The following is a 23,421-nucleotide window of genomic DNA, read 5'->3' as shown; positions in this document are numbered from 1 at the left end:
CACCATGTCCGGCGACCAGCCCAAGGACATCGTGCTCAAGATGATGTCACTCCTCGTCGATCCCTCGACCTCGGAACAGGCGCGCGAATACCTCACCGAGTCCTATATCCAGCACAACCCCAACATCGACTCGGGAGCCGACGCGATCATCGAGTGGACGAAAACCGATCAGGCTCGCGCAGCACGGGAATCCATGCGCCCTGCGCCCGAGCCTCCGGTATTCGTCGCCGAAGGAGACAAGGTCGTGATGATGCTGGCCCGGGACCTGCCCGACCCGGACGCCCCGGGAAAGACCTACCGCTCCTACTGGTTCGACATGTGGCGGATCGAGGACGGCAAGCTCGCCGAGCACTGGGACGGCGCTCCCAAAGAAGCAGGATAGACGTCGAATTCGGGCAACGGAGCCCGGTCGCGAGAGGGTTTTCGAATGTCGTCATATGCTCGTATCTCCGCTACGATCGCCGCTTTCCTCTGCATGTCCTTCGGCATGTCGGCGATTTACGTCGGATCTCTGTCGGTCTTTCTCGGTCCGGTTTCGGCATCGATGGGCTGGGGCGTCTCCGTCTTCACCTTGGTGTTCACGGTGTCCGCCTACATCGGCGCTTTCAGTACTCCCTTCAGCGGGCGCCTGATCGACCGGGTCGGGGTGCGGATCCCGGTCACCATCGGTGTCGCGACCTTCGCCCTGGGGCTGTTCGGCCTGTCCCAGATACACTCAACCGGCTTCGTGTTCTGGGCATCCGCCGTCTGCATCGGCATCGGTGCCGCACTGGCCGGGCCGGTAGCCCACGTGCGCGTCGTCTCCTCGTGGTGGGACAGCAACCGGGCGCTCGCCCTCGGTCTGGTGGTCGCGGTGGCCCCCGCACTGTCGCAGTCCCTGGTCGCGCCGGTGGCGCGATGGCTGATCGACGCATTCGGCTGGCGCACCGCCTACGAGGTGCTGGCCGCCGCTGTCCTGGTCGTCGGATGCATATCGGCCCTGTTCTTCCTGAAGGTGCGGAGCGCGGATGCCGCCACGGATTCCCCGGCTGCTGTCACGCCGTCCCCAGCGGTCCTCGAAGGCGTGCCCGCGAAGCGGGCATACCGGTCCCGGACCTTCTGGACCTTGACGGCGGCGGAGTGCCTCGCGACGAGTTCGTTGATCGGCACGCAGGCGCACATGGTGCACTGGTTCACCGGCCGCGGCGTCACCGGCGGCACGGCGACCTTCCTGGTGTCCCTCATGGCGGTGTCCGGGATGGTCGGCGTGCTGTTCTCCGGCTCCCTCACCGACCGCATCAGGTCGCACCGCGTCGCCGCCGTGCTCTACACCCTGCCGGCGATCAGCCTGGTCCTGCTTCTCGCCGCCGGGGACACCTTGTGGATGCTGGGCGTCGGAGTCGTCCTGATGGGATGCGCGCTGACCGCCGTGACGCTCCTGTTGCCCTACCTGATCACCCGGTACTTCGGGCTTCGGGCGTCCGCCGAGATATTCGGCATCAGCCTCGCGTGCAGCATGATCAGCATCGGAACCGGGCCCACGCTGATCGGTATGGGCTTCGACACCTCCGGCAGCTACACGCTCCCGATCTCACTCGCTGTGGCCGCCACCACCGTTTCCGCGCTGCTCATGTTCACCCTGAAGCCGTACATCTACGCGGTGGTCAAGCCCGCTCCTCGCGATGCGGGCAGGACGCACACGGTCACGGGCGGGACGGACACACGCCTCTCCGGACAGGAGGCAACCCCCTAGCGTCGGCGAGCCGCCGGCAACCGAGTGCGATCACGCCCGTTGCTCCGCCACCCCCCGGATCTGAGGGACAGCGATGAACACAATTAGACGCTCTCGCGGGCCCTTCGATGGCCCCGGCGGAGTACAGCGCCCCCTTACGACCGGAGCGACCGGAGCGACGGGAAACATGCTGTCGGAGCTCTACTCCAGCGTGGTCGGCGACCAGGAGCGACTGACCAAGCTGCCTCTGGTTGTCGCCCGGGACATGGAGGAACGTTTCATCCGCGATGGCTGGCCGGTCGGCAAGGTTTACGGCAGCGAGGCCGACATGGCCGCGTACTACGGCGTCGGCCGGGACGTCATGCGGGAAGCCGTACGCGTGCTGGAGGCACGTGACGAGGTGCGGGTACGACGCGGTCCGCAGGGCGGCATCGCGGTCGCCAGGCCGGGCGGGACACATCTGCTGGTCATGATCGGGGGTTACGCCTACCTCACCGGCCTGGGGCTGCCGGACATCGTCGAGGCGTGGAGTGCCGTCCACATCAGCGCCGTACGTCTCATCGGTGACCGGTCACGGCAGGCCGGCGGCAGGCCGATATGGGAGAACCAGGCGGCGGACGACGGCGGGATACCGGACACCGCCGGGCTGCTCGGGCGGTTCGCCGCCGAGGTGATCGACGGAAGCGGCAGCGGTCCGCTGAAGTACTTCAACGACGTCCTGGCCCCGCTGTTGCCGCGGATGAGTACCGCCCTGGGGGCCGACGCGCTGGCCGACATACGGCAGCGGATCATCCATGACCTCGATCGCGGCCGTACGGAGGACGCCGTGCGTCTGGCACGTACGCTCTTCTGCGGCGCGGCGCGGGACACCCTCGCGCAGGTCGCACGGACAGGCGGCTGGAAGGGCACGCCGGTGCCGGAGCCGCTCGAGCAGATGCGCATACCCGCCTTCGCGGCCGTGCGGCGGATGATGTCGGAGATCACGCCAGAGGAATGGGTGCGAGGCCGGCCACTGGGCAACGAGTGCGAACTGGCTGAACGATTCGGCGTCGACCGCAGCGTTATCCGCCAGGCAATCCGCATGATGGAGGACGCGGAGACAGCGGTCACGTTGCCCGGACGCGGACACGGCCTGATGACCCGGTGCCCGAGCCCGGCCCCCCTGAGCCGTCAGGTCTGCGTCTACCTCGCATCGCACTCCGAACCGCCTGAGGGCGCCGCCCTGGCACTCGGCAGTCTCATGATCGAGATGGCCGAGATCGCCGCCCGGAAGACAGGTCCCCGCGATGCCGAGCTTTTCGACGCGCTCTTCGATGAACTGCGGCAACTGACGAGTGCCGCACCGATAGCCAGCGTCCAGCTGATCGAACGGCTGCAGAACCGTCTTGCGCGCAATGTGCTGCTGTCGCTCTTCGTGAATGGCATCAAGGCCTATGTGTCCTGGAGCATGAGCGAGGAGTTGCATGCGCCGTCCTGGGTCATCGAGTTCTTCGCCCAGTCCACACACGATGTCCTGCGGGCCATCGGCCGTCGTGACGCACCGGAAGCGGCCCGGCTTCAGGCCGTGAAACAGGAAATGCTCGCGCAGTACCGCCGAGCTGTGCTCGAAGGGCAGGAGCCGGAATTCCGGTGAATCCGGTGAATCGCACCCGGCCCCTTCGCAGTCGATAACCCCGACAGATCCGAATACGCCGTCTGGTTACCGAGAGGGACGAGACCTAGGGTCAATCTGCCGGGGCCGATAGAAGACATCCACTCGAAGAGCAGGAGCGGGCAGGAATGCGAACCCTGACTGGTGGTGCCGGAATGACGCACAGCTGGGAAACCGAGCGGGACCTTTTCAGGCACGGGGAGAGCTTCCTGCAGAGCTTGGTGGGGCACGATCCGGGCCTCGCGAGCCTCGCGCGTTCATTCCGGGCGACGGAGAACGCCGATGAGGTCGCACCAGGACAGGGGCTCTGGGCGACCGCCGAGGATTTCCTCGGCCTACAGACCTTCGCCGATCCGGTCCAGGGGCAGCTCATGACCATGGGGGTCGTCGTCACGGCGGGACAACGCCAGCCGTTCGGCCTGCGACTGAAGGTCGTCGGGGACGAGGTGACCGAGGCCGAGGCCGTCATCAGCACGGATCCGAGCGGGCACTTCGCCGATGTGGACCAGTTGCTGGCACCCGACGTGCTCTACGGCGCACCGGTTCCGCCCGACCGAGCCTGCGACCGAGACGGGCTGGCCCTTGCGGCGGACAGCTACTGGACCGCACTGCAGGAAAGCGACGGCAGCCTGGCTCGCTTCGGATACCGCTGTGACCGTTATGACAACGGCAAGAAGGTGACGAACACCCTCACCACTCTGCTGTCTCCGGACGCCACCGTCCACACCGTCGCGAGTTGCCTGAACAACACCCGAGGCGCCAGGCCCAAGGCCCGTGGGCGTCGCTGTCCCGTTGTCGACGTGGCCCGCGGAATCGCGGCGAGTGTGGTCGTCGTCGACTTCCACCCCGTCCCCGGCAGCCCGCGACCCGACAACGGCTCTTTTTACATGATGGCCCTCTTCAAAGTGGTCGACAACGAAATACGCAGTATCGACGAAATACGAGAAATCCTGCCGCTCGGCACACCATCGGCTTGGTGAGCGAAAAGATATGTATATGAAAGAAGCGCCAGCTATGACTGATCCAGGGTCTATACACGAGTCACCGTTCACGACACCGGAAGGGCGCCGCATCCGTGACGCCGTGCGGGCAGCGGTACCGCTGATCCGGGAGTACGCCCCGGAAGGTGAGAAAATCGGCTGTCTGCCGTCGCCCACGCTCGATGCGCTGCACGAGGCCGGAGCGTTCCGGGCCTCAGTGCCGCTGGAACTCGGAGGCTATGCCCTCGGGGCGCGCGATCTGGCCGAAATCGTCAGCGCGGCGGCGAGCGGCGACGGATCGGCGGGCTGGACCGCCATGATCGCGAGCGGGTTCACCCGGGTCATGCTCACCTTCCCGCAGGAGACGGTCACCGAGGTCTACGCACGCGCTCCGCAGTGGCCGGGGCCGGTCGTTGCGAGCGCCTCGCTGTTCTCGGAGAGGATTCAGAAGGCCCGCCCGGTTCCGGGCGGCTACGTGATCGAGGCCGGGAACAGGTGGGGCTTCGGCAGCGGCTCCAAGCACGCCGCCTATCTGGTCGTCGGCATCGAGGTGGAAACCGCCCCCGGCACCACGACGCGCGCGATGGCGTTGCTGGAGAAGGGCCAGTACGAGATCGTCGAGGACTGGCACGTCATGGGACTGTCCGGTTCCTCCAGCAACAGCGTCACGACACCTGCGGAAGTCTTCGTCCCCGAACGGCGCGTCGCAGATCTCGCCGGCCTGCCGGGGCGTCTGGACGGCCTGCACCAACGCTACGCGGGGCTGGGCTTCGCCCTCGACGCCCGAGGCCTGATGCTCATCGTGGCCATGGAGACCATGGCTGTGGTCCTGGGAATGGCCAAGGGCGCCTTCGACTGCTTCCTCGACCAGAGCCGGCGCAAGAAGCCTTTCAACCTCCCCTACGACACGCTGGCCGCCACTCCGTCGGTGCAGGTCGTCGCGGGCAAGACGCGCGCCATGATCAACGCGGCGGAAAGCCTGCTGTTCGGCCGCGCGGATCACATCGACCGCAAGGCGCGCGCCGGACAGCCGTTCACGGCGGCCGAGGAGTCCGAGATCACCATGGACTTCGTGCACGCCGGCAATGTCTGTGGTGCCGCCATCGACGCGATACAGATCGCGCTCGGCTCGTCCACGGTCGGTCTGCGCAACCCGATTCAGCGCTTCGCACGCGATGCGCGGGTGGCATTGACCCACGGCTCCACCCGGCTCGACCCGGCGGCGGAGATCAGCGGACGGCATCTCCTGGGGCAGACACCGTTCACCGACGGCATGGCGGCCGTGCCCGGAGTGGCCAAGGCCGCAGAGGCCCCGCGCATCGTCGAACCCGTCGCTTGAGCTGGACCAGGAGACATCATGAACCTCGAACTGAACGGCAAGCGGGTCCTCGTCACCGGCAGCAGCTCAGGCATCGGCACCAGTATCGCGCTGGCATTGGCCGACGAGGGCGCCCACGTCGTCGTGCACGGCCGGAACCGGGAGCGCACGTCCAAGATCGCGGCGATGATCCGGGAGAACGGTGGCCAGGCCGACGAGGTGCTCGGCGACCTCACGGACGCCGACCAGGTCGACGCCGTCTGCCGACGGCTGCTCGACTCCGGCGGCGTGGACATCCTGGTCAACAACGCGGGCGGACGCCATGGAGGCTGGGAGCGCGACGGCTGGTTCGGTACCTCGCCCGGCAACTGGCTCGAGACGTACAAGCTGAACGTGATCTCGACCGCATCCCTGGTCAACAGCCTGGTCCCCGCCATGAGGGAGCGCGGCTGGGGACGCGTCATCCAGATCGCCAGCGCCATCGCCCTGCACCAACCGCCCAATTTCCCCGACTACCAGGCGGCCAAGGCAGCGGAGATCAACATGACACGCAGCCTGTCCCGCGGCCTGGCCGGAACCGGCATCACGGCCAACTCCATCAGTGCCGGCATCATCCACACGCCCGGCTCCGCCGCGGAACTCGCCGCCATCGCTGCCGAGATGCGGCTGGAGGGCGGGTGGCAGGCGCACGAGCGCCACATCGCCGTCGAGGTGTTCCGCCAGACCGCCGGCCGCATCGGCAGGCCGGAGGACATCGCCGCCGCCGTCTGCTACCTGGCCAGCCCCCGCGCCGACTTCGTGACCGGCGTCAACTTGGTCATCGACGGCGGCATCAACTGAACCGCTCAGGCGGCGAGGAGAGAAGTGTCGATGCAAGCATCCCAGGAGACGCCCGAAGAGCTGCGCCGCGCGTTCGGTCATCTGCCCTCCGGAGTGGTCGCGGTCTGCGCCCTCGTGGGTGGCCGGCCCGTCGGGATGGCGGCGAGCTCGTTCGTTCCGGTCTCTTTGAAGCCGCCGTTGGTGTCGTTCTGTGCGGCACGCACTTCCCGCACGTGGGAGGCGCTGCGCCAGGTGCCGAGCCTCGGTGTCAGCGTGCTCGCCGAGGACCACGCGACTTTGTGCCGGGCGCTCGCCTCCTCGGCGGAAGATCGTTTCGCGGATGTCCGATGGCAGGCCGGGGAATCCGGCGCGGTCTTCCTGCCGGGCACGGTGCTGTGGCTGGAATGCGCGCTGGACTCCGAAGTCGAGGCGGGCGACCACGTGATCGCCGTGCTACGGCTACGCGGGACCGCATTGTTTCCGCAGGTGAGGCCGTTGGTGTTCCACCAAGGGCACTTCGAGCGACTCGGCTCGTCCCAGCCCCCCGCCCGGACGCATGCTTCGGCTTGACCGACGGGCGGCGATGTCAATCGCGGCAGCGGCTGACCCCCCATCACCTTATGAGGAGCAGAACATCATGACGTTTCTGGAAGCAGGCGACTGGTCGGAAAGGATCTTCTCCGGCGAGTGGATCAAGGGTTCGGGCGAATCGTACGACGCGCTCGAGCCGGCGACCGGCGAGACGCTGGGTCGTGTCGGTGCTGCCACGCCCGACGACCTGGGCCGGGCCGTGGGGCAGGCGGTGCGGGCGCAGCAGCAGTGGGCGGCGCTGCCGTACGTCGAACGGGCACAGGTCCTGCGGCGTGCTGCGCGCCTGTTCGAAGAGCATCACTCCGAGATCGCCGACTGGATCGTGCGGGAGTCGGGAGCGCTGAGGGCATTCGCAGACTTCCAGACCTCCAACGGCGCAGCGGAGGAGTGCCACGAAGCCGCGGCACTGTCCGCGGCGCCGTTCGGGGAGGTGCTCCGCTCCGTGGAGGACCGGCTGTCGTTCTCCCGTCGGCGCCCGGTCGGCGTTGTCGGTGTGATCTCCCCGTTCAACGCACCGATGGTGCTGGCGATGCGAGCGGTGGCTCCGGCGCTGGCTCTGGGAAACGCCGTCGTCCTCAAGCCCGACCCCCGGACCGCGATCTGCGGCGGTGTGGTGATCGCGAGGGTTTTCGAGGAGGCGGGGCTCCCCAGCGGCCTGCTGCACGTACTGCCGGGGGGCGCTGACGTCGGCGCGGCACTGGTGGATCACCCCCAGGTGCCCGTGATCGCCTTCACCGGATCCACGAGGGCCGGAAAAGCGATCGCGGCAGCGGCAACGCGGCATCTGAAGCGCGTCCACCTCGAACTGGGGGGCAACTCGGCGCTGATCGTCCTGGACGACGTGGATGTGGAGAAGGCGGCGTCCGCGGGGGCGTTCGGCTCCTTCCACCATGCGGGGCAGATCTGCATGGCCTCAAGCCGGCATCTGGTGCACGCGTCGATCGCCGAGGAGTACGTCGAGTCGCTGGTCCGGCGGGCGAATGCCGTGACAGTGGGAGACCCGGCGAGGAGCGAGGTGGCAGTTGGTCCCATGATCGACGAGCAGCAGCTGCAGGCCGCGCACGCTGTCGTCAACGACACCGTGGCGGCAGGCGCTCGGCTCGTGGCAGGTGGCACCTACGAGGGCCTTCTGTACCGGCCGACCGTGCTGGCCGACGTCCCCTTGACCGCACGCGCCTACCGAGAGGAGATATTCGGCCCGGTCGCACCCGTGGTGCCCTTCCACAATCTGGACGAGGCGGCGAGGCTGGCCACCGGAACCGAGTACGGACTCTCGCTGGGCGTGCTGACCCGGGACATCGCCAAGGGTCTGGTATTGGCCGAACGCATTCCCACCGGGCTCGTACACATCAACGACCAGACGGTCAACGACGAGGCCACCGTGCCCTTCGGCGGTCGCGGCGACTCCGGCAACGGTTCCCGTCACGGCGGCGCCACCGCGAACCTCGAGGCTTTCACCGAGCAACAGTGGGTGACCGTCCGGGGCGACATCCCCGCCTACCCCTTCTGATTCCAGGCTGCCCCGGCGCGGAGCTCAGGTCACCGTGAACCAGTTGAAACGGGTGCCGGGCCGCAGTCTCCCCCAGACTGAGCGGGTAACCGCAGCGGCATCAGCCTCCCCGCTCGCATCTTCGTAAGTCCAGGGGCGTAGGGGCACCGACGAAACGCGCTGGCCAGCGGCTACGAATGGCCCCTAGCCGTCGCCATCCCGCAAGGGGTCACGGCTGCGACAGGACCGTGACGCGCTCGGTGGGGCGGCTGCGGGCTCCTGACATCGCTGTGAGCGCAACCGCGGCAGCGAGCGCGATTGCTATGAGCACGGCGCTGGAGACCATGAAGGCGCGATCCACTCCGATGTGTCCGATGACGCTGGAGGCCAGGAACGGCGACACCGCCAGCGCGCCGGCGATACCGGCCTCCCACAGGCCCAGAGCCTTGGCGAGGTGGGCCTCGGGAATGCGCTGTTGGACGAAGGCGATCAACGGGATGTCGGTCAGGGCCGACGCGAGTCCGGTGACGGCGAGGAGCACGGCGATGGCCGCAGGCGCGTGGACCAGGCCCAGCGGAAGGCGGAAGGCTCCGAGCAGGGCCCAGGCCAGGACCGCGGTCACGGCGAGTCTGGGCAGAGGCAGGCGTACGAGCACCAGGGCGCCGGCGATCTCGGCGAGGCCGGCGATGCCCAGCATGAGCCCGTACTCACCGCCTTGGCCGACCAGAACCACCAGACCGACGGCCAGGAACCCACTGGCCACGGCGAGCGCGAGGACGAAGGTCGCGATGACGACCAGCACATCGGGCGCCGCCCGCAGGGCTGCGAGGCCGGCGGCGAGGTCCGCGCCCAGCCGGACGCGCGGCCCGGCCGGGGCGGGACGGCGGACGCGCAGTGCCGACAAGGCCGCCGCGGAGACCAGGAAGGTGAGCCCGTCCACCGCCATGACCAGCGGGAAGGAGCCGAAGGCGAGTAGCGGGGCGAGCAGCAGCGGTCCGACGAAGAAGGCGGCTCGGAAAGCGACCTGGAGCACGCCGTTGGCCTGCTGCAGGTTTTCGGCCGGCACGATCTGGGGCACGATCGCGTTCCGTGCCGGTGCGAAGGGCGCGCCGATGAGGGCCAGCAGGGCCGTTCCCAGAACCAGTACGGTCAGGTTCAGCGCACCTGCCATCACCATCCCCACCCCGGCGGCCACCACGGCCGCACGGGCGAGGTCGGTGCCGATCATCAGGCGTCTGCGGTCGTAGCGGTCGGCGTACGAGGCGGCCACGAAGGTGGCCAGGAACGCCGGGGCGTACGCGGCCACGGTGACCAGCGCGACCGCCGACGGGTTGTGGGTGAGGGCCCATGCCTGCCAGGCGACGGCGGCGGTGTACAGGCCGTCGCCGAGTCGGGAGACGCCCTGGCCGACGAAGAGCAGCAGGAGGTTGCGGTCGCTGAGCAGTGCCATGCCGAAAGGGTCCTCGGCGGCCCCCGCGCCGCTCAACTTATTCGTCGGAACACTAATCAGTCGGGGATCCCCAGATCGCGCATGCGCAGGTGCAGTTCCGCCAGGAAGCGCGTCTGCGCGTCACGCGGGTCGAAGCCGCTCACCTCTCTGATGCGTTGGAGGCGGTAGCGGAAGGTGTTCGGGTGCAGATGCAGCTGCGCGGCGGCGGCGTTGGTGTCGCCGAAATGGTCCAGGTAGCAGCGGAGTGTGGCCAGGAGCTGGGTGTGCTGGTGCCGGTCGTGGCGTTCCAGTGCGGAGACGGCGCCGCCCAGGGTCTCGCCGTCCTGGCGGAGGGCGCCCCGCAGCCGGGAGAGGGCGTACAGCAGCTGGACGTCCTCGAAGGCGGCGACGCGGGGGGCCGACGGGTACTGCTGTTGCAGCCCGTTGATCCGGTCGACGTGGGATCTGGCGTACGGGATCCGGCCCGGATCCGCGACGGCGGCGCTGACGGCCAGGACGATGCGCTCGCGCAGCGCCGCACGGTCCCACAGGTCCCGGGCGACGTTCATCGAGCGGGCCCTGGCCTCGGTGTCGTCCGTGGATGCCGGCCAGGGCAGCACCGCGTAGGTGGCGCGGTCGTGCCGGATGACGAGGGAGCGGGGGTGCACGGTCGTCAGATACAGACGCAGCGTGTCCGACGGGGTCTCGCCGAAGGCCGCCCCTTGTGCGGGCCGGCCCTGCGCGGCGGCCAAAACGGTGACCTTGGCGGTGGACAGCCCCAGTCGTGCGGCGGCCTGTTCGGCGTCCGCCGTCCCGAACAGGAGGGCCTCCAGGTCGTCATGCTCAGTGGTGCCCTGCCCGTCGCGGCTCATGCGGACGGCGATCGTCTGTGCGGCGGCGCGGAAGTGCGCCGTCTGCTGTGGGTCGAACGGGGTCTGGGTGGTGGCCCACAGGTATCCCAGGTGCGGACCGTCGTGCTGGACCCGGCAGGCCATCCGGGGCTTGGCCCGGTCGGAGGCCGGGTCCAGGAAGACGGGCTCCGGGGAGGCGGTCAGGCGGGCGATGTCCCCCCGGGAGCGCAGCACCTCGACGAGCCAGGGCTGGGCCTGCCGCTCCAGGATTCCGGAGACCCTTTCCTCGTCCGCGCTCTGCTGTCCTTTCGACCAGGCGAGCACCCGGAACTCGGTGTCCTCCAGGACGATCGGCACGTCGAGGAGTTCCCCGGCGGCGTCGATGACCGAGAACAGGTCTTCCCGCCGGCCGGCCGTGCCGTCGCGGCCCGGTTGGGACATCTCACTCACCTCCGCAGGTCCGGCAGTCATGTTAGGCGGCTTGCGCACGGGCCCTGGCGCGGCACCGGGCACGCCGCCCGTCAACCGGCGAGCCCGAGGAAGCGTTCGGCGTTGCCCCGGCGGATCGACGCCTTCTCCTCGGGAGAGAGGAAGTCGCTCTCGCGCACGACGCGGCCGACGGGCCGCTCTCCCAGCGGGTACGGGTAGTCGCTGCCGACCATGACCTGTCCGGCGCCGTAGGTGTCCACCAGCAGGCGCAGGGCGCGGGGGTCGAAGACGACGGAGTCGACGTGGAACCGGCCGATGTAGTGCGACGGCGGGTGCGCGGAGGTGCCCACCACGTCGGGGCGGCCCCGCCAGGCGTTGTCCATGCGCCCGAGCCAGAGGGCGAAGGATCCTCCGCCGTGCGCGAAGCAGATCTTCAGCCGGTCGTCGACACGGTCGAAGACCCCGCCGAGGATCATCGCCAGGAGCGACAGATGGGTCTCGGCGGGCATGGCGGTCAGCCACTGCGCCATCCAGCGGCGCAGTCGGGGTGAGTCGTCCATGTCCCAGGGGTGGACGAAGACCGGGACCTGAAGCAGGGCGCAGTGCTGGAGGAAGGTGACGACGCCCGCGCTGTCCAGGTCGTGGTCGCCGACGTGGTTGCCGATCTCGACGCCCCGGTGCCCGTTGGCCAGGCAGCGTTCCAGTTCGCGGCAGGCCGCGTCGGGGTCCTGCAGCGGCACCTGGCAGAAGGGGACGAGGCGGTCGGGGGCCGGGGCGACGATGTCCAGGGCCAGGTCGTTGAAGATCCGTGCGATCCGTGCCGCCTCGGCACCGCTGCGGCCGTAGTGGAAGAAGGCCGGCGTGGGTGAGACGACCTGCATGCCGATGCCGTCGGCGTCCATGTCCTTCAGACGGGCCGAGGCGTCCCAGCACTCGGCGCCGATCCGCCGGAACTTCCGGGATCCGAGCATGATCATCGCGTCGGTCTCCGACTCGACGCGCAGCCAGGGCGCCTGGGGACCGGCGTCGGCGCGGAGGTCGGGCCAGCCGTGCGGGACGTAGTGGGTGTGGATGTCGATGGTGTCGGTCTCGTGCGAGTGCTCGGGCACGGGGTCATCCCTTCCCGGGGTGCTCGGCCCCGCAGGAGCCGCAGATCCGGGCCTGCCGGTCGTCGTAGAAGGCGGCGAAGACGGGGGGCAGGTCGGCCACGATGTCGGTGACCTGGAGCTCCACCTCGTGGAGGACGGCGTGGCAGTCGGGGCAGTACCACTGGAACTTCTCCAGGGTGCCCGGCTCGCGGACCCGTTCGATGACCAGGCCGATGCTGTCGGCTTCCGGGCGCTGCGGGGAGTGCGGCACGCTCCCGGGCAGCAGCCAGGTCTCGCCCTCCCGGATGTGGACGGTTCGCGGGCCGTCCTCGGTCATGACGTCGACGTACATGGAGCCGCGCACCTGGTGGAACCACTCCTCGTACGGGTCGACGTGGTAGTCGGTGCGCTGGTTGGGGCCGCCGACGACCTGGACGATGAAGTCCGATCCCAGGGCCATGGTGCGGTTGTTCACGGGTGGCTTGAGCAGGTGGGCGTGGTCGTCGATCCACTTCTGGAAGTGGATGACCTCGGGAAGGGCGGTCATGACGTGTCTCCTTGAGGGATGGCGGGTCAGTGTCCGGAGCGGCGGCCGAGGGCGGCGATGGCCTGGATCTCGATGAGCAGGTGCGGGTGGGGCAGTTGGTGGACGGCGACCGTCGTGCGGGTGGGGCCGTGGGCGTCGAAGTACTCGGCGTAGACCTCGTTGTAGCCACCGAAGTCGTTCATGTTCACGAGGTAGGCGGTGATCTGGGCGATGTCCTCCAGGTCGGCGCCGACCGACCGCAGGATGGCGCGCAGGTTGTCGATGACGGCGCGGGTCTGGGCCCGGATGTCGAGGGTGGTCGTGCCGAGGGCGTCGGCCTCGGCGCCCTCGAAGGTGTTGTCCGGCCTGCGGGAGCTGGTGCCGGAGACGAAGACGAGGTCTCCGACGACCTTGACGTGCGGGAACCGTCCTCGGGGGGTGGCCTGCCCGTCGACCACGTGTGCGGTGTTCATCAGCGGCCCTTCAGGGTGACGGTGCCGAGCCCCGCGATGTCGCAGGAGGTGACGCCGGGGGTGAGCGGCAGGGCGGCGGTGGCGGCGCCGGCCAGGACGATCTGTCCGGGGGCGAGGGGGATACGGCGCCTGCGGCAGATGTCGAGTAGGGCGTGCAGGGCGGCCAGGGGTGCTCCGAGGATCGCCGCGGTGGATCCGACGGCCTCCGCCTGCGGGGTGCGCAGCCGCACCGCCTTGTTCGCGACGTCGGTGAGCGGGTGCCAGGAGCCGACGGCGTACCCGGCGGCCGAGGTGTTGTCGGCGATGACGTCGGTGACGGTGAAGCGGAAGTCCTGGTAGCGGGAGTCGATGATCTCGATGGCCGGTGCGACCGCGTCCACGCACGAGGCGATGTCGGTCGCGGGGTCGTCGAGGTCGACCGGGCGGCTCAACCGGAACGCCACTTCCGGTTCGACCCGCGGATGGATGAAGGCCGACAGGTCCACCTCCGCCCCGTCGCCGATGCGCATGGCGTCGGTCAGGCGTCCCACGATGATCTCGGAGACACCCATCTGCGCCATCTTGGCCTTGCTGGTGAAGCCCAGCTTCACGCCGGTGAGCCGCTCTCCCCCGGCCTGCCGCAGACCGACCAGGGCTTCCTGCACGGCGTAGGCGTCGTCGATGCCGAGAGAGTGGGTGTCGGCGAGGCCGGGAACGGGGGTGCGCCGGCGAGCGGCCGTGTGCAGACGCAGGGCCCGTTCCAGGCGGTCGGGGGTGCTCATGCCGTTCCTCCTGCCTCGGCGGGCACACGGGCCAGGTCGAGGGCGATGTCGGTGAGAAGGTCCTCCTGGCCGCCGACCAGACCGCGGCGGCCGGCCTCCTGGAGCAGCAGGCGGGAGTCGAGCCCGTGCCGTGCGGCCACACGTGCCGCGTGCAGCAGGAAGCTGGAGTAGACACCCGCGCGGCCGAGGGTCAGGGTGTCGCGGTCGACCTGGACGGGCCGCTCCCGCAGGGGCCGGACGAGGTCCTCGGCGGCGTCCTGGAGGGCGAACAGATCGCAGCCGTGGCGCCAGCCGAGCAGGTCCGCCACGGCGACGAACGGCTCCGCCGGACAGTTCCCGGCGCCCGCCCCTTGTCCGGCGAGCGCGACGTCCACACGCAGCGCCCCGTGCTCGACGGCCGTGACGCTGTTGGCGACGGACAACGACAGGTTCTCGTGCGCGTGGATGCCGATCTGGGTGTCGTCGGCGAGCACCTGGCGCAGGGCGTCGACCCGTTCGGCCACCTCGGACATGGTCAGCCGGCCGGCGGAGTCGGTGACGTAGACGCAATTGGCTCCGTAGGACTCCATCAGCCGTGCCTGTTCGGCGAGCCGGGCCGGGGCGGCCATGTGGCTCATCATCAGGAACCCGGCGACGTCCATGCCGCTCTCGCGTGCCCAGGCGATGTGCTGCGCGCTGATGTCGGCCTCGGTGCAGTGGGTGGCCACGCGCACGCTGCCCACGCCGAGAGCACGGGCCCGGCGGAGATCGGCGATGGTGCCGATGCCCGGAAGCAGCAGGGTGGTGAGGGTGGCGTTCTCGATCACCTCGGCCGCGGCCCGGATCCATTCTTCGTCGGTGTGGGCCCCGAAGCCGTAGGTGGCGCTGGAGCCGCCGAGGCCGTCGCCGTGGGCGACCTCGATGGCGTCCACCCCGGCCCGGTCGAGTGCGGCCACGATGTCGCGGACTTGGGCGGTGGTGTAGCGGTGTCCGACGGCGTGCATGCCGTCCCGCAGGGTCACGTCCTGGACGTAGAGGTTCACTTGCTCACCCATCCTCGGAGTTCGGCCATGCGCTCGGCTGTCCGCAGGGCGGCGGAGGTCATGATGTCGAGGTTGCCTGCGTATTCCGGCAGGTGGTGGCCGGCGCCGCGGACCTGGAGGAAGCAGGTGACCTGAGTGCCCGTCACTTGCCGGCCGAGGTGCGGGATCCACACCTCCCGCAGGGCGTCGAACTGCACGTCCTGCACGAGTTCGTAGCCGGGCACGTACTCCTGGACGTCCCGGACCGCCTGCCCCACCGAGTCCTCGATGGAGCGCAGCGTGCCGGCCGAGGTGTCCTCGACGACGCAGTAGACGGTGTTGCGCATGGACACCGGCGGATCGGCCGGGTTGAGCACGATGACGGCCTTGGCGGTGGCCGCGCCCGCGACCTCGCGCAGGGCCCGGGCGGTGGTCTCGGTGAACTCGTCGATGTTGGCGCGGGTACCGGGCCCGGCGGAGCGGGTCGAGAGGGAGGCCACGATCTCGGCGTAGACCACCGGAGCCACCCGGGAGACGGCCGCGGCGACGGGTACGGTGGCCTGCCCGCCGCAGGTGACCATGTTGACGTCGTCGGCGGCGAGGTGCTTCTCCAGGTTCACCGAAGGGACGGTGAGCGGCCCCGAAGCGGCCGGCGTGAGGTCCACGAGCAGTTTGCCGTGGGCGCGGCAGACTTCGGCGTGACGGGCGTGGGCACCGGCCGATGTCGCGTCGAACACGATCCGGACGTCGGCGAACTCGTCCATCTCCAGGAGACCGTCGATTCCCGCAGGGGTCGTGGCCACGTGCAGGCGCCGGGCGCGCGCCAGGCCCTCGGAGGCCGGGTCGATGCCCGCCAAGGCCGCCATGCGCAGGTTCTTCGACTGCCGGATGACCTTGACCATCAGGTCGGTTCCGATGTTCCCCGAGCCCAGGACGGCGACCTTGACGCCGTCGGCCCGGGCGGTGGTTCCGGTGCTCATGCGCTGTCCTCCGTACGGGGCTCGATCAGGGCCTCGACCGTGCCGAGTCCGTCCAGTTCCAGGCGGTAGCGACCACCGTCGGTGATCTCCGCCATCGGTCCCAGGGCACCGGACATCACCACGTCGCCGGCGCACAGGGGCCGGCCCCGGCGGGCCAGTTCGCGCGCCAGCCAGGTGACGGCGACGACCGGGGAGCCGAGGCAGGCGTGACCGGCACCGAAGGAGACGGGCTCGTCGTCGCGGTACAGCGTCATCCCGACCCGGGCCAGGTCGAGCCCGGTCAGGGTGTGCGGGACGGTGCCGAGGACGACGGCGCCGCTGGAGGCGTTGTCGGCGACGGTGTCGGTGATGGTCAGGTCCCATCCGGCGACGCGGGAGTCCACGATCTCGACGGCCGGCAGGACGAAGGCGGTGGCGCGCAGGACGTCCGCGACGGTGGCGCCGGGCCGGTCGAGGTCACGGTCGAGGACGAAGGCGATCTCCCCCTCGGCGCGCGGCTGTATGAAGCGGTCCAGGGCGACGGGCTCGCCGTGGGCGAGGAGCATGTCGTCGAAGAGCATCCCGAAGTCGGGTTCGAAGACGCCGAACTGCTCCTGTACGGCGGGCGCGGTCAGGCCGATCTTGGCACCGACCCTTCGTGCTCCCGCGGCCAGCCGCGCGGAGGCGAGGCGGCTCTGCGCCTCGTACGCGGTGTCGATGCCGGTGTCGCCGAGCAGGTCACGGACGGGGGCGCAGGGCGTTCCGGTGGCGGCTGCGCGGGTCAGGCGGGAGACGGCGGCCTCGATGGCTTCGTCTCCTCCCGTCGGCGGGGCGGGTGTGGTCGGCTCGGTGTCGGTGTCGGTCGTCATAGCTGCACGCACACATTCGTGGGCTCGGTGTAGAAGTGGAGGGAGGAGGCGCCGCCTTCCCTGCCGATGCCGGAGAGCCCGGCGCCGCCGAAGGGAGAGCGCAGGTCGCGCAGGAACCAGGTGTTGACCCAGGCCATGCCTACGTCCATACGTTGGGCGACACGGTGACCGCGGCGCAGGTCGTTGGTCCACACGGCGGCGGCGAGACCGTAGTCGGTGTCGTTGGCCAGGGCGATGGCCTCCTCCTCGGTGTCGAACGGGATGAGCGCGGCGACGGGACCGAAGATCTCCTCGCGTACGGGGCGGTCGGCGTTGGTCAGCCCGGTCCACAGGGTGGGTTCGATCCACGCGCCGCCGTCGAGGGCCGGGCCAAGGTGCGGTGTGCCGCCTCCGGTGACGACCTTGGCGCCGGCCTGCTCGGCGAGGTCGAAGTAGCGCAGCACCTTGCGCCGGTGCTCCTGGGAGATCAGCGGGCCGGTGGTGGTGTGCGCGCTGAACGGGTCGCCGAGCCGCAGCCGGCCGGCCCGCTCGGCCAGGCCGTCGACGATGTCCGTGAACACGGCCCGGTGGACGTAGACCCGCTCGGTGCACAGGCACACCTGGCCCGTGTTGGTGAACACCGACCGGCACAGCCCGTCGAGCGCCTCGTCGACATCGACGTCGTCGAAGACGATCGCGGCGTTCTTGCCGCCGAGTTCGAAGGACACCGGGCGCACCCCGGGCGCCGCCGCCCGCATGACCGCGGTCCCGGTGGCGGACGATCCCGTGAACGTGATCCCGTCCACGCCCGGGTGGGTCACCAGGAACTCGCCCGCGGAACCGGCGCCGAAGCCGTGCACGACGTTGTAGGCCCCGGCGGGCAGACCGGCATCGGCCAGCACCTCGGCCAGCAAGGCCGCGGTGGACGGGGTTTCCTCGCTGGGCTTGACGACCACCGCGTTGCCGCAGGCGAGCGCGGGGGCGACCTTCCAGGTGAGCAGCAGCAGCGGCAGGTTCCAGGGCACGATCACGGCCACCACGCCCAGCGGTTTGCGCACCGCGTAGTTGAGGGCCTGGCGCCCGTCCGGCAGGTCGGTGAGGTAGGAGTCCTGGCCGGCCGCGGCCACGATGTCGGCGAACGTGCGGAAGTTGGCGATCGCGCGGGCGACGTCGAGCTCGCGGGCCTGGGTCACGGGCTTGCCCGTGTCGCCGACCTCCGCGGCCACGAACTCCTCGAAGCGCTGCTCGATCAGGTCGGCCGCCCGGCGCAGCAGCGCGGTGCGTTCCCGTACGGGAGTGTGGGCCCAGCCATCCGCCAGGGCGCCGCGCGCCGAGCGGACCGCGCGGTCGACCAGGGTCCGGTCCGCCTCGTGCACCTGGGCGAGGGGCGTGCCGGTGGCCGGGGCGGTCTTCGTGAGACAACGTTCCTCGTCGGGTTCGGCGAAGGTGCCGCCGACGAAGTTGCGGATGACGGGCAGCGGTTCAGCGGACATGGGGTGCCTCCTGAGGGTCGGGTTCGCCCGCCTCCTTGTTCGGCGCGACGGGTGCATCCCGGCACATCACGTGGCGGACCTTGAGGGCGTAGACCTGGAGCAGGGCGAGGGTGAAGCCGGAGCCGACCCAGGCGGCCTGCGCCATCACGGGCACCACCGCGGCGGTCGAGGCCACCGCCAGCACACCCGCGATGCCGGCCCAGGCCGTCCAGGCGCCGCCCGGAACCCGCAGGTCCCGCGGTGCGGCCGGTTGAGCGGAGCGGCGGAACGCGAGGTAGGACGCGAGGATCAGCAGCCACACCAGGAGGACGGAGAAGATGGCGACGGAGACCAGGAGGTCGAAGACGCCGTTGACCTTGAAAGCGGCCAGCAGGGCTGCCGCGACGATGCCGACGGCGGAGACCAGCAGGGCCCGCACCGGGACCCCGCGGCGGCTGAGACGGGCCACGGCGGCGGGGGCACATCTGTCGTGGCCCAGGGAGTCCAGGAAGCGGCTGGCCGCGTAGAGCTGCGCGTTGGCCGAGGAGACCGCCGTGATCAGCACGATCGCGTTGGTCAGCGAGGCGGCGGCCGGAATGCCGACCTGGGTGAAGACGTGGACGAACGGGCTGCCGTCGACGCCCCCGTCACCGCCTGCGACGTCCCGCCACGGCACGAGGGTGACGATGAGCCCTATGGACAGGATGTAGAACAGTCCCAGGCGCCAGATGAGCGCACGCATCGCGGTGCGGATGGACCGTGCGGGGTCGGCTGTCTCCGCCGCCGAGAGGGAGACGGTCTCGAATCCCACGAAGGCGAACATCACGACGGACAGGGCGGTCCAGACGGCCGTCAGCCCGTTGGGGAAGAAGCCGCCACCCGAGGTGAGGTTTCCCAGGCCCGTGGCCGGCGTGTGCGGCAGTCCGACGAACACCAGCAGCAGTCCTGCCGCGATGAACACCACCACCGCGGTCATTTTCACGCTCGACAGCCAGAACTCCGCGAAGCCGAAGGACCCGACGCTGAAGAGGTTGACGCCCAGTACCACGGCGGCGACGGCGGCGATGAGCAGGAGCATCGGGGCCTGCGGCCACCAGTAGCGGATGTAGATCGCCGCGGCCACCACCTCGCCGCCGATGGCGACCGTCGTTCCGGCCCAGAACAGCCGCCGGACGACGAAGCCCGCCCACGGGCCGAGATAGAGGTGGGCGATGGTCCCGAAGGTGCCGCGCACGGGATGGGCGATGGTCATCGCCCCCAGCACCCGGGCGATGATGGCGACGAGTACCGCGCCCGCGATGTAGGAGAGGATCACGGCAGGGCCTGCTATGCCAATGGCCGAACCGGACCCCAGGAAGAGGCCGGTGCCCAGCGCGCAGCCGAGGCCGATCAGGGTGGTCTGGCGGTGGGTGAGCGAGCGTACGAGCTCGCCCGGGGGCCGTTGGTCCCCGCCTGCGACGGCCGCCTGCCCAGATGGGAGAAAGGCCGCGTTGCCGGTCTGGGTCATCTTTCCTCCGGACCGGAGTGGGCCAGCGCGTCGGCGGCCCGCCAGCAGTCGTGGAAGGTGGAGTAGAGGGGCACCGGCGCCAGCCGGATGATGTCCGGCTCGCGGGCGTCGGCGACGACTCCGTGCTCGTGGCGCAGCCTGCGGGCCAGGTCGGCCGCGCTCGTACGGCCGACGCGCAGCGACAGCTGGGCGCCTCGGCGTTGCGTGTCCCTAGGAGTGATCAACGTCAGTGGACGGGTGTGGGTGATCGCGTCGAGAAGTCCCTCCAGGTACCCGGTCAGCTTCTCGCTGCGCGCCCGCAGCGCCGCCATGCCGACGGTGTCGAACAGTTCCAGCGAGGTGCGCACCGGGCCCATGGCGAGAATCGGCGGATTGGAGATCGCCCACGCGTCGGCGGTGGCCGGCGGCTGGGAGACCGGTTCCATCCGGAACCGGGTGGCGGCGTCGGTGCTCCACCACCCTTCCAGGCGCTGCAGGCCGCGGTCGGTGACGTGCCGCTGGTGGATGAACACCCCCGACAAAGCGCCGGGTCCGGAGTTGAGGTACTTGTAGGAGCACCAGGCGGCGAAGTCGACGTCCCAGTCGTGCAGATGGAGCGGGACGTTGCCTGCCGCGTGGGCCAGGTCCCAGCCGACCGTCGCGCCCGCGGCGTGGCCGGCCGCGGTGATGGCGGGGATGTCCATCAGCTCGCCGGTGAGGTAGTTGACGCCGCCCAGCAGCATCAGGGCCACAGTGTGTCCCTGCCGGTCGAGGAAGTCGACGACGTCCTCCGTGCGCAGGCAGTCCTCCCCGGGACGCGGACGCAGCCTGATGACCGCCTGGTCCGGATCGAGGCCCCGGAAGCGCACGTGGCTGCGCACCGCGTAGCTGTCCGAGGGGAAGGCGCTGTCCTCGATCACGATCTGTGTCCGCTCGCCCTGGGGGCGATAGAACGAGACCATCAGCAGATGCAGGTTCACCGTCAGGGAGTTCATGACGACGGTCTCTTCGGGCAGTGCCCCGACCAGGCGCGCGGCCGGCTCGGTCAGCAGGCGGTGATAGCCGAACCACGGGCGTACGGCGTCATGGTGGCCTTCGACGCCGAAGCGGCTCCAGTCGGAGAGGTCCTGCGTCAGTTCCGCGAGGGTGGCCTTGGGCTGCAGGCCGAGGGAGTTGCCCGCGAGGTACGCGGTCTCGGTGTATCTGCCGCCGTCGGCGGGCGGTATGTGGAACAGCTCGCGGTGCCCCGGGAGGGCTTCGTCGAGCTGGTGGGCCTCGGCTTCGGAGGCGGTGGGTCGCGCGAGCAAGGCAATGCCCTTCTCGAAATGGTGCCGGATGACCGATGCGGGTCGACGCAGGCGCCGAAGCTGAGCGCCGGGGGCCCGAAGGTGGTGATGAGCGGGGTGGGTCGCTCTGGTGGCGGGGAGTGAAGCGGTCAGCGCCGAGCCGCGGCCAGACGCATCAGACGGAGGGTTTCGGCATGAACTCGGGCGGAGGGCACGGCGAGTTCCACGGGAGAGTCGAAGTGGTTGCGCCCGGACTGCTCGAACGCGGTGACCGGGCAGCCCTGCCGGCGCAGATGCTCCGCGAACGCGCGCGACTGCCGCTTGAACTCGTCGGTCTCACGTTCCCCCCAGGCGATCACCACGGGGCAGCGGACCGAAGGGGTCAGCAACAGCGGACTGCAGTCCTGGACCTCGCTGCCGTCGATGCCCACGACATCGTTGACGTAGGTCTGCCGTACCGGGGTCAGGTCGTAGATCCCGCCGAAGAGCACCGCGCCCGCGATGGGGTCCGCGGGCAGACCCCACTGCCGCCACGGCGTGGCGAGCAGCATGGCGGCCAGGTGAGCGCCGGCGGAGGATCCGGAGACCACGATCCGCTCGGGGTCGATGCGATGGTCGGCCGCCCGGCGCCACAGCCAGACGAAGGCCCTGCGCACCTGGTCGACGATGTCCGAGAGCCGGGCTCGCGGGGCGAGGGTGTAGTCCGGAGTGACGTAGACAGCACCCGCCTGCACCATGGCGGGAGCCGGGAACGCGGTGTCCTCCTTGGACAGCTGCTGCCAGTATCCGCCGTGGACGAAGAACAGAGCGGGTCGGCTTTCCGGGCCCGGTCCCGAGGGACCGTAGACGTCCAGCCGATCGTCGTCTCCCGGTCCGAAGCGCAGGTCGCGGCGGGCCACCGCGGCCAGCTCCTGTCGGGCGAGACGGCTGCGGTCCGCGTAGTCGTCCAGGAACGGCCGGATGTCGTCCACCATGCTGCTGGGTGAGTACTGGGCGTCCAGCTGGTGCTGGTCGAAGTCCCCGTACAGAGGTGCTGTCATGGCAGCAGCCGATCGGTGGTCTCCTCCCGCGACTTCTTCAGAAAGGCGACGAAGTCGCTGCCGCCGGTTCCCTTGGCGGTCTCCTGGTCGCTTTGGAATCGCTTGATGTAGCGCCCGGTGATGCCGATGTGCTGGGCCCGGAGCCGGACCAGGGCGTCCACCGCCGCGTTGTACGCGTCGCCGAGCCGGGGGTGGGTGCCGCGATTGCGCTCGACGCATTCACGGACCGACGGACCGGCCTCGAGATCCTCCAGGAAGCGACGGTGCGGCGCGGGCATGTATGCGCGCATGCCGGTCAGGAATCCCGCCGTCATCCCGTGCGGGTGCGGTATGTCGAGTCCGGCGTCGAAGGCCTGGATGAGGGAGCTCTGTGCGGCGCTCCCGCCGGCCAGCACCAGCGGTTCCCGGTCCACGCCCTCGAAGCGCAGCCCCGGCGCGGACCATCCCGTGAGGAACGGCCTGATGCGATGGTAGAAGACGTAGTGATCGCACCAGCGCTCGACGTCGAGGAACGCGTCGGTCACCTTGTCGACGACATCGCGGATACCGAGCAGCGCCTCGGTGAGGCCGGCCTGGTCCTCGTCCGCCGCCGCGTGCTGGGCCCGTACGAGCAGGCGGAGCCCGGGAGCGCCGGCGAGTTCGACGCCCACCGTCGCCAGATAGAACCACTTCTCGTCGACGCCGCCGAGAAACGTCACCTGGGTGTCGATGTTCGACATGCTCAGCGGTTCGCCGGCGTCGATGCGCCGCCAGTTCTGGAGCACGATGGAGGCGTGGGAGATGATCGGCGCCCGGTCCAGGGTTTCGGCGAGCGTGTGGAGCGGTTGCGCCAACGGTGCCGGAAGCGTGTCCGCGGGTGTGTCGGTGGCCCACACGTACGCGTTCGCGAGAGAGCACAACAGCAGCATGGCCCGTTCCTGCTCCCCGCTGGAGTGCAGCCGGTCCGGTGCGAGGACGGCCAGCGATTCAACTGCCGGGCGCATCCGCCCTGTCATGATCAGGGCCGCGATGTTCCGCCCGAGCCGCTCCCACGGTTCGTAGTACGTCGGCAGCGCGTCCACCGGGTCCTCGGCGGGCACGAACCCGTGCACGGCATCGATGGCGTACTCGCCCAGCGCGGCCACTCGGGGCCGGGGAGCGCGTATGCGGGTCGTTTCAGGGATCATTGCGCTTCCTCCTCGTGCGTCTCCACGAGGCTGCCCTTCCCGCGAGC

At 69.8% G+C, this 23,421-nt stretch carries 22 protein-coding genes; 8 read left to right on the top strand and 14 right to left on the bottom strand.

Annotated features, from left to right (window positions below; translation table 11 throughout):
* Positions 1–4: 4 nt before the first annotated feature.
* The 8 genes from CES90_RS37565 (at position 5) to CES90_RS37530 (ending at position 8,580) form a co-directional block, all read left to right on the top strand.
* Complete coding sequence (locus CES90_RS37565; protein ID WP_107467899.1) at positions 5–382, top strand: nuclear transport factor 2 family protein; 378 nt, start codon at positions 5–7, stop codon at positions 380–382.
* Between the two features lie 45 nt (positions 383–427).
* Entirely contained in the window at positions 428–1,732 is a 1,305-nt protein-coding gene (locus CES90_RS37560) for an MFS transporter (RefSeq protein ID WP_332836408.1), read from the top strand.
* A gap of 166 nt (positions 1,733–1,898) precedes the next feature.
* Positions 1,899–3,344, top strand: a complete 1,446-nt coding sequence (locus CES90_RS37555) for a FadR/GntR family transcriptional regulator (RefSeq protein ID WP_107467901.1) — start codon at positions 1,899–1,901, stop codon at positions 3,342–3,344.
* Positions 3,345–3,490: 146 nt separating this feature from the next.
* Positions 3,491–4,342 (top strand): hypothetical protein, encoded by an 852-nt coding sequence (locus tag CES90_RS37550; RefSeq protein ID WP_229913974.1) that lies wholly within the window; start codon positions 3,491–3,493, stop codon positions 4,340–4,342.
* A gap of 34 nt (positions 4,343–4,376) precedes the next feature.
* Positions 4,377–5,681 (top strand): acyl-CoA dehydrogenase family protein, encoded by a 1,305-nt coding sequence (locus tag CES90_RS37545; RefSeq protein ID WP_055542665.1) that lies wholly within the window; start codon positions 4,377–4,379, stop codon positions 5,679–5,681.
* A gap of 18 nt (positions 5,682–5,699) precedes the next feature.
* Positions 5,700–6,500 carry an SDR family NAD(P)-dependent oxidoreductase gene (locus tag CES90_RS37540; protein ID WP_107467904.1) on the top strand — a complete coding sequence of 267 codons (801 nt, stop codon included), beginning with the start codon at positions 5,700–5,702 and terminating at the stop codon, positions 6,498–6,500.
* Between the two features lie 30 nt (positions 6,501–6,530).
* Positions 6,531–7,049, top strand: coding sequence for a flavin reductase family protein (locus CES90_RS37535; protein ID WP_107467906.1), 519 nt, complete (start codon positions 6,531–6,533; stop codon positions 7,047–7,049).
* Between the two features lie 67 nt (positions 7,050–7,116).
* Positions 7,117–8,580: a benzaldehyde dehydrogenase gene (locus CES90_RS37530; protein WP_189784348.1), complete on the top strand. Its 1,464-nt coding sequence runs from the start codon at positions 7,117–7,119 to the stop codon at positions 8,578–8,580.
* A gap of 208 nt (positions 8,581–8,788) precedes the next feature.
* Here CES90_RS37530 and CES90_RS37525 read toward each other — a convergent pair whose 3' ends face one another.
* The 14 genes from CES90_RS37525 to CES90_RS37460 all read right to left on the bottom strand — a co-directional run bounded on the left by CES90_RS37525 (position 8,789) and on the right by CES90_RS37460 (position 23,374).
* Positions 8,789–10,009: an MFS transporter gene (locus tag CES90_RS37525; protein WP_107467905.1), complete on the bottom strand. Its 1,221-nt coding sequence runs from the start codon at positions 10,007–10,009 to the stop codon at positions 8,789–8,791.
* Positions 10,010–10,065: 56 nt separating this feature from the next.
* Positions 10,066–11,280 (bottom strand): PucR family transcriptional regulator, encoded by a 1,215-nt coding sequence (locus tag CES90_RS37520; RefSeq protein WP_189784349.1) that lies wholly within the window; start codon positions 11,278–11,280, stop codon positions 10,066–10,068.
* A gap of 80 nt (positions 11,281–11,360) precedes the next feature.
* Positions 11,361–12,377, bottom strand: a complete 1,017-nt coding sequence (locus CES90_RS37515) for an amidohydrolase family protein (RefSeq protein ID WP_189784350.1) — start codon at positions 12,375–12,377, stop codon at positions 11,361–11,363.
* 4 nt (positions 12,378–12,381) lie between these two features.
* Entirely contained in the window at positions 12,382–12,903 is a 522-nt protein-coding gene (locus CES90_RS37510) for a 3-hydroxyanthranilate 3,4-dioxygenase (protein WP_189784351.1), read from the bottom strand.
* A 26-nt stretch (positions 12,904–12,929) separates the two neighbouring features.
* On the bottom strand, positions 12,930–13,355 hold the full coding sequence (locus tag CES90_RS37505) for a RidA family protein (RefSeq protein WP_189784352.1): 426 nt from the start codon (positions 13,353–13,355) through the stop codon (positions 12,930–12,932).
* Positions 13,355–14,116, bottom strand: a complete 762-nt coding sequence (locus CES90_RS37500; RefSeq protein WP_189784353.1) for a 2-keto-4-pentenoate hydratase — start codon at positions 14,114–14,116, stop codon at positions 13,355–13,357. Before CES90_RS37500 ends, CES90_RS37505 begins: the two co-directional genes overlap by 1 nt.
* Entirely contained in the window at positions 14,113–15,150 is a 1,038-nt protein-coding gene (gene dmpG / locus CES90_RS37495) for a 4-hydroxy-2-oxovalerate aldolase (RefSeq protein WP_189784354.1), read from the bottom strand. The genes CES90_RS37500 and dmpG overlap by 4 nt, the downstream gene beginning before the upstream one ends.
* Positions 15,135–16,097, bottom strand: coding sequence for an acetaldehyde dehydrogenase (acetylating) (locus CES90_RS37490; RefSeq protein WP_189784355.1), 963 nt, complete (start codon positions 16,095–16,097; stop codon positions 15,135–15,137). Before CES90_RS37490 ends, dmpG begins: the two co-directional genes overlap by 16 nt.
* A complete protein-coding gene (locus tag CES90_RS37485; RefSeq protein WP_189784356.1) occupies positions 16,094–16,945 on the bottom strand; it encodes a 2-keto-4-pentenoate hydratase in 852 nt (283 codons plus the stop codon). The genes CES90_RS37490 and CES90_RS37485 overlap by 4 nt, the downstream gene beginning before the upstream one ends.
* Entirely contained in the window at positions 16,942–18,417 is a 1,476-nt protein-coding gene (locus CES90_RS37480; RefSeq protein ID WP_055539669.1) for a 2-hydroxymuconic semialdehyde dehydrogenase, read from the bottom strand. The genes CES90_RS37485 and CES90_RS37480 overlap by 4 nt, the downstream gene beginning before the upstream one ends.
* Positions 18,407–19,903, bottom strand: a complete 1,497-nt coding sequence (locus CES90_RS37475) for an amino acid permease (RefSeq protein WP_189784357.1) — start codon at positions 19,901–19,903, stop codon at positions 18,407–18,409. The genes CES90_RS37480 and CES90_RS37475 overlap by 11 nt, the downstream gene beginning before the upstream one ends.
* Complete coding sequence (gene kynU, locus CES90_RS37470; protein ID WP_099965892.1) at positions 19,900–21,189, bottom strand: kynureninase; 1,290 nt, start codon at positions 21,187–21,189, stop codon at positions 19,900–19,902. The genes CES90_RS37475 and kynU overlap by 4 nt, the downstream gene beginning before the upstream one ends.
* 128 nt (positions 21,190–21,317) lie before the next feature.
* Entirely contained in the window at positions 21,318–22,208 is an 891-nt protein-coding gene (locus tag CES90_RS37465) for an alpha/beta hydrolase (RefSeq protein ID WP_055539672.1), read from the bottom strand.
* Positions 22,205–23,374, bottom strand: coding sequence for an indoleamine 2,3-dioxygenase (locus CES90_RS37460; RefSeq protein WP_079054936.1), 1,170 nt, complete (start codon positions 23,372–23,374; stop codon positions 22,205–22,207). Before CES90_RS37460 ends, CES90_RS37465 begins: the two co-directional genes overlap by 4 nt.
* Positions 23,375–23,421 lie beyond the last annotated feature (47 nt).

It is taken from the genome of Streptomyces capitiformicae, assembly GCF_002214185.1.
GTDB lineage: Bacteria > Actinomycetota > Actinomycetes > Streptomycetales > Streptomycetaceae > Streptomyces > Streptomyces capitiformicae.
Note: the sequence above shows the minus strand (reverse complement) of the source record. Positions and strands in the feature narration are given on the sequence as shown.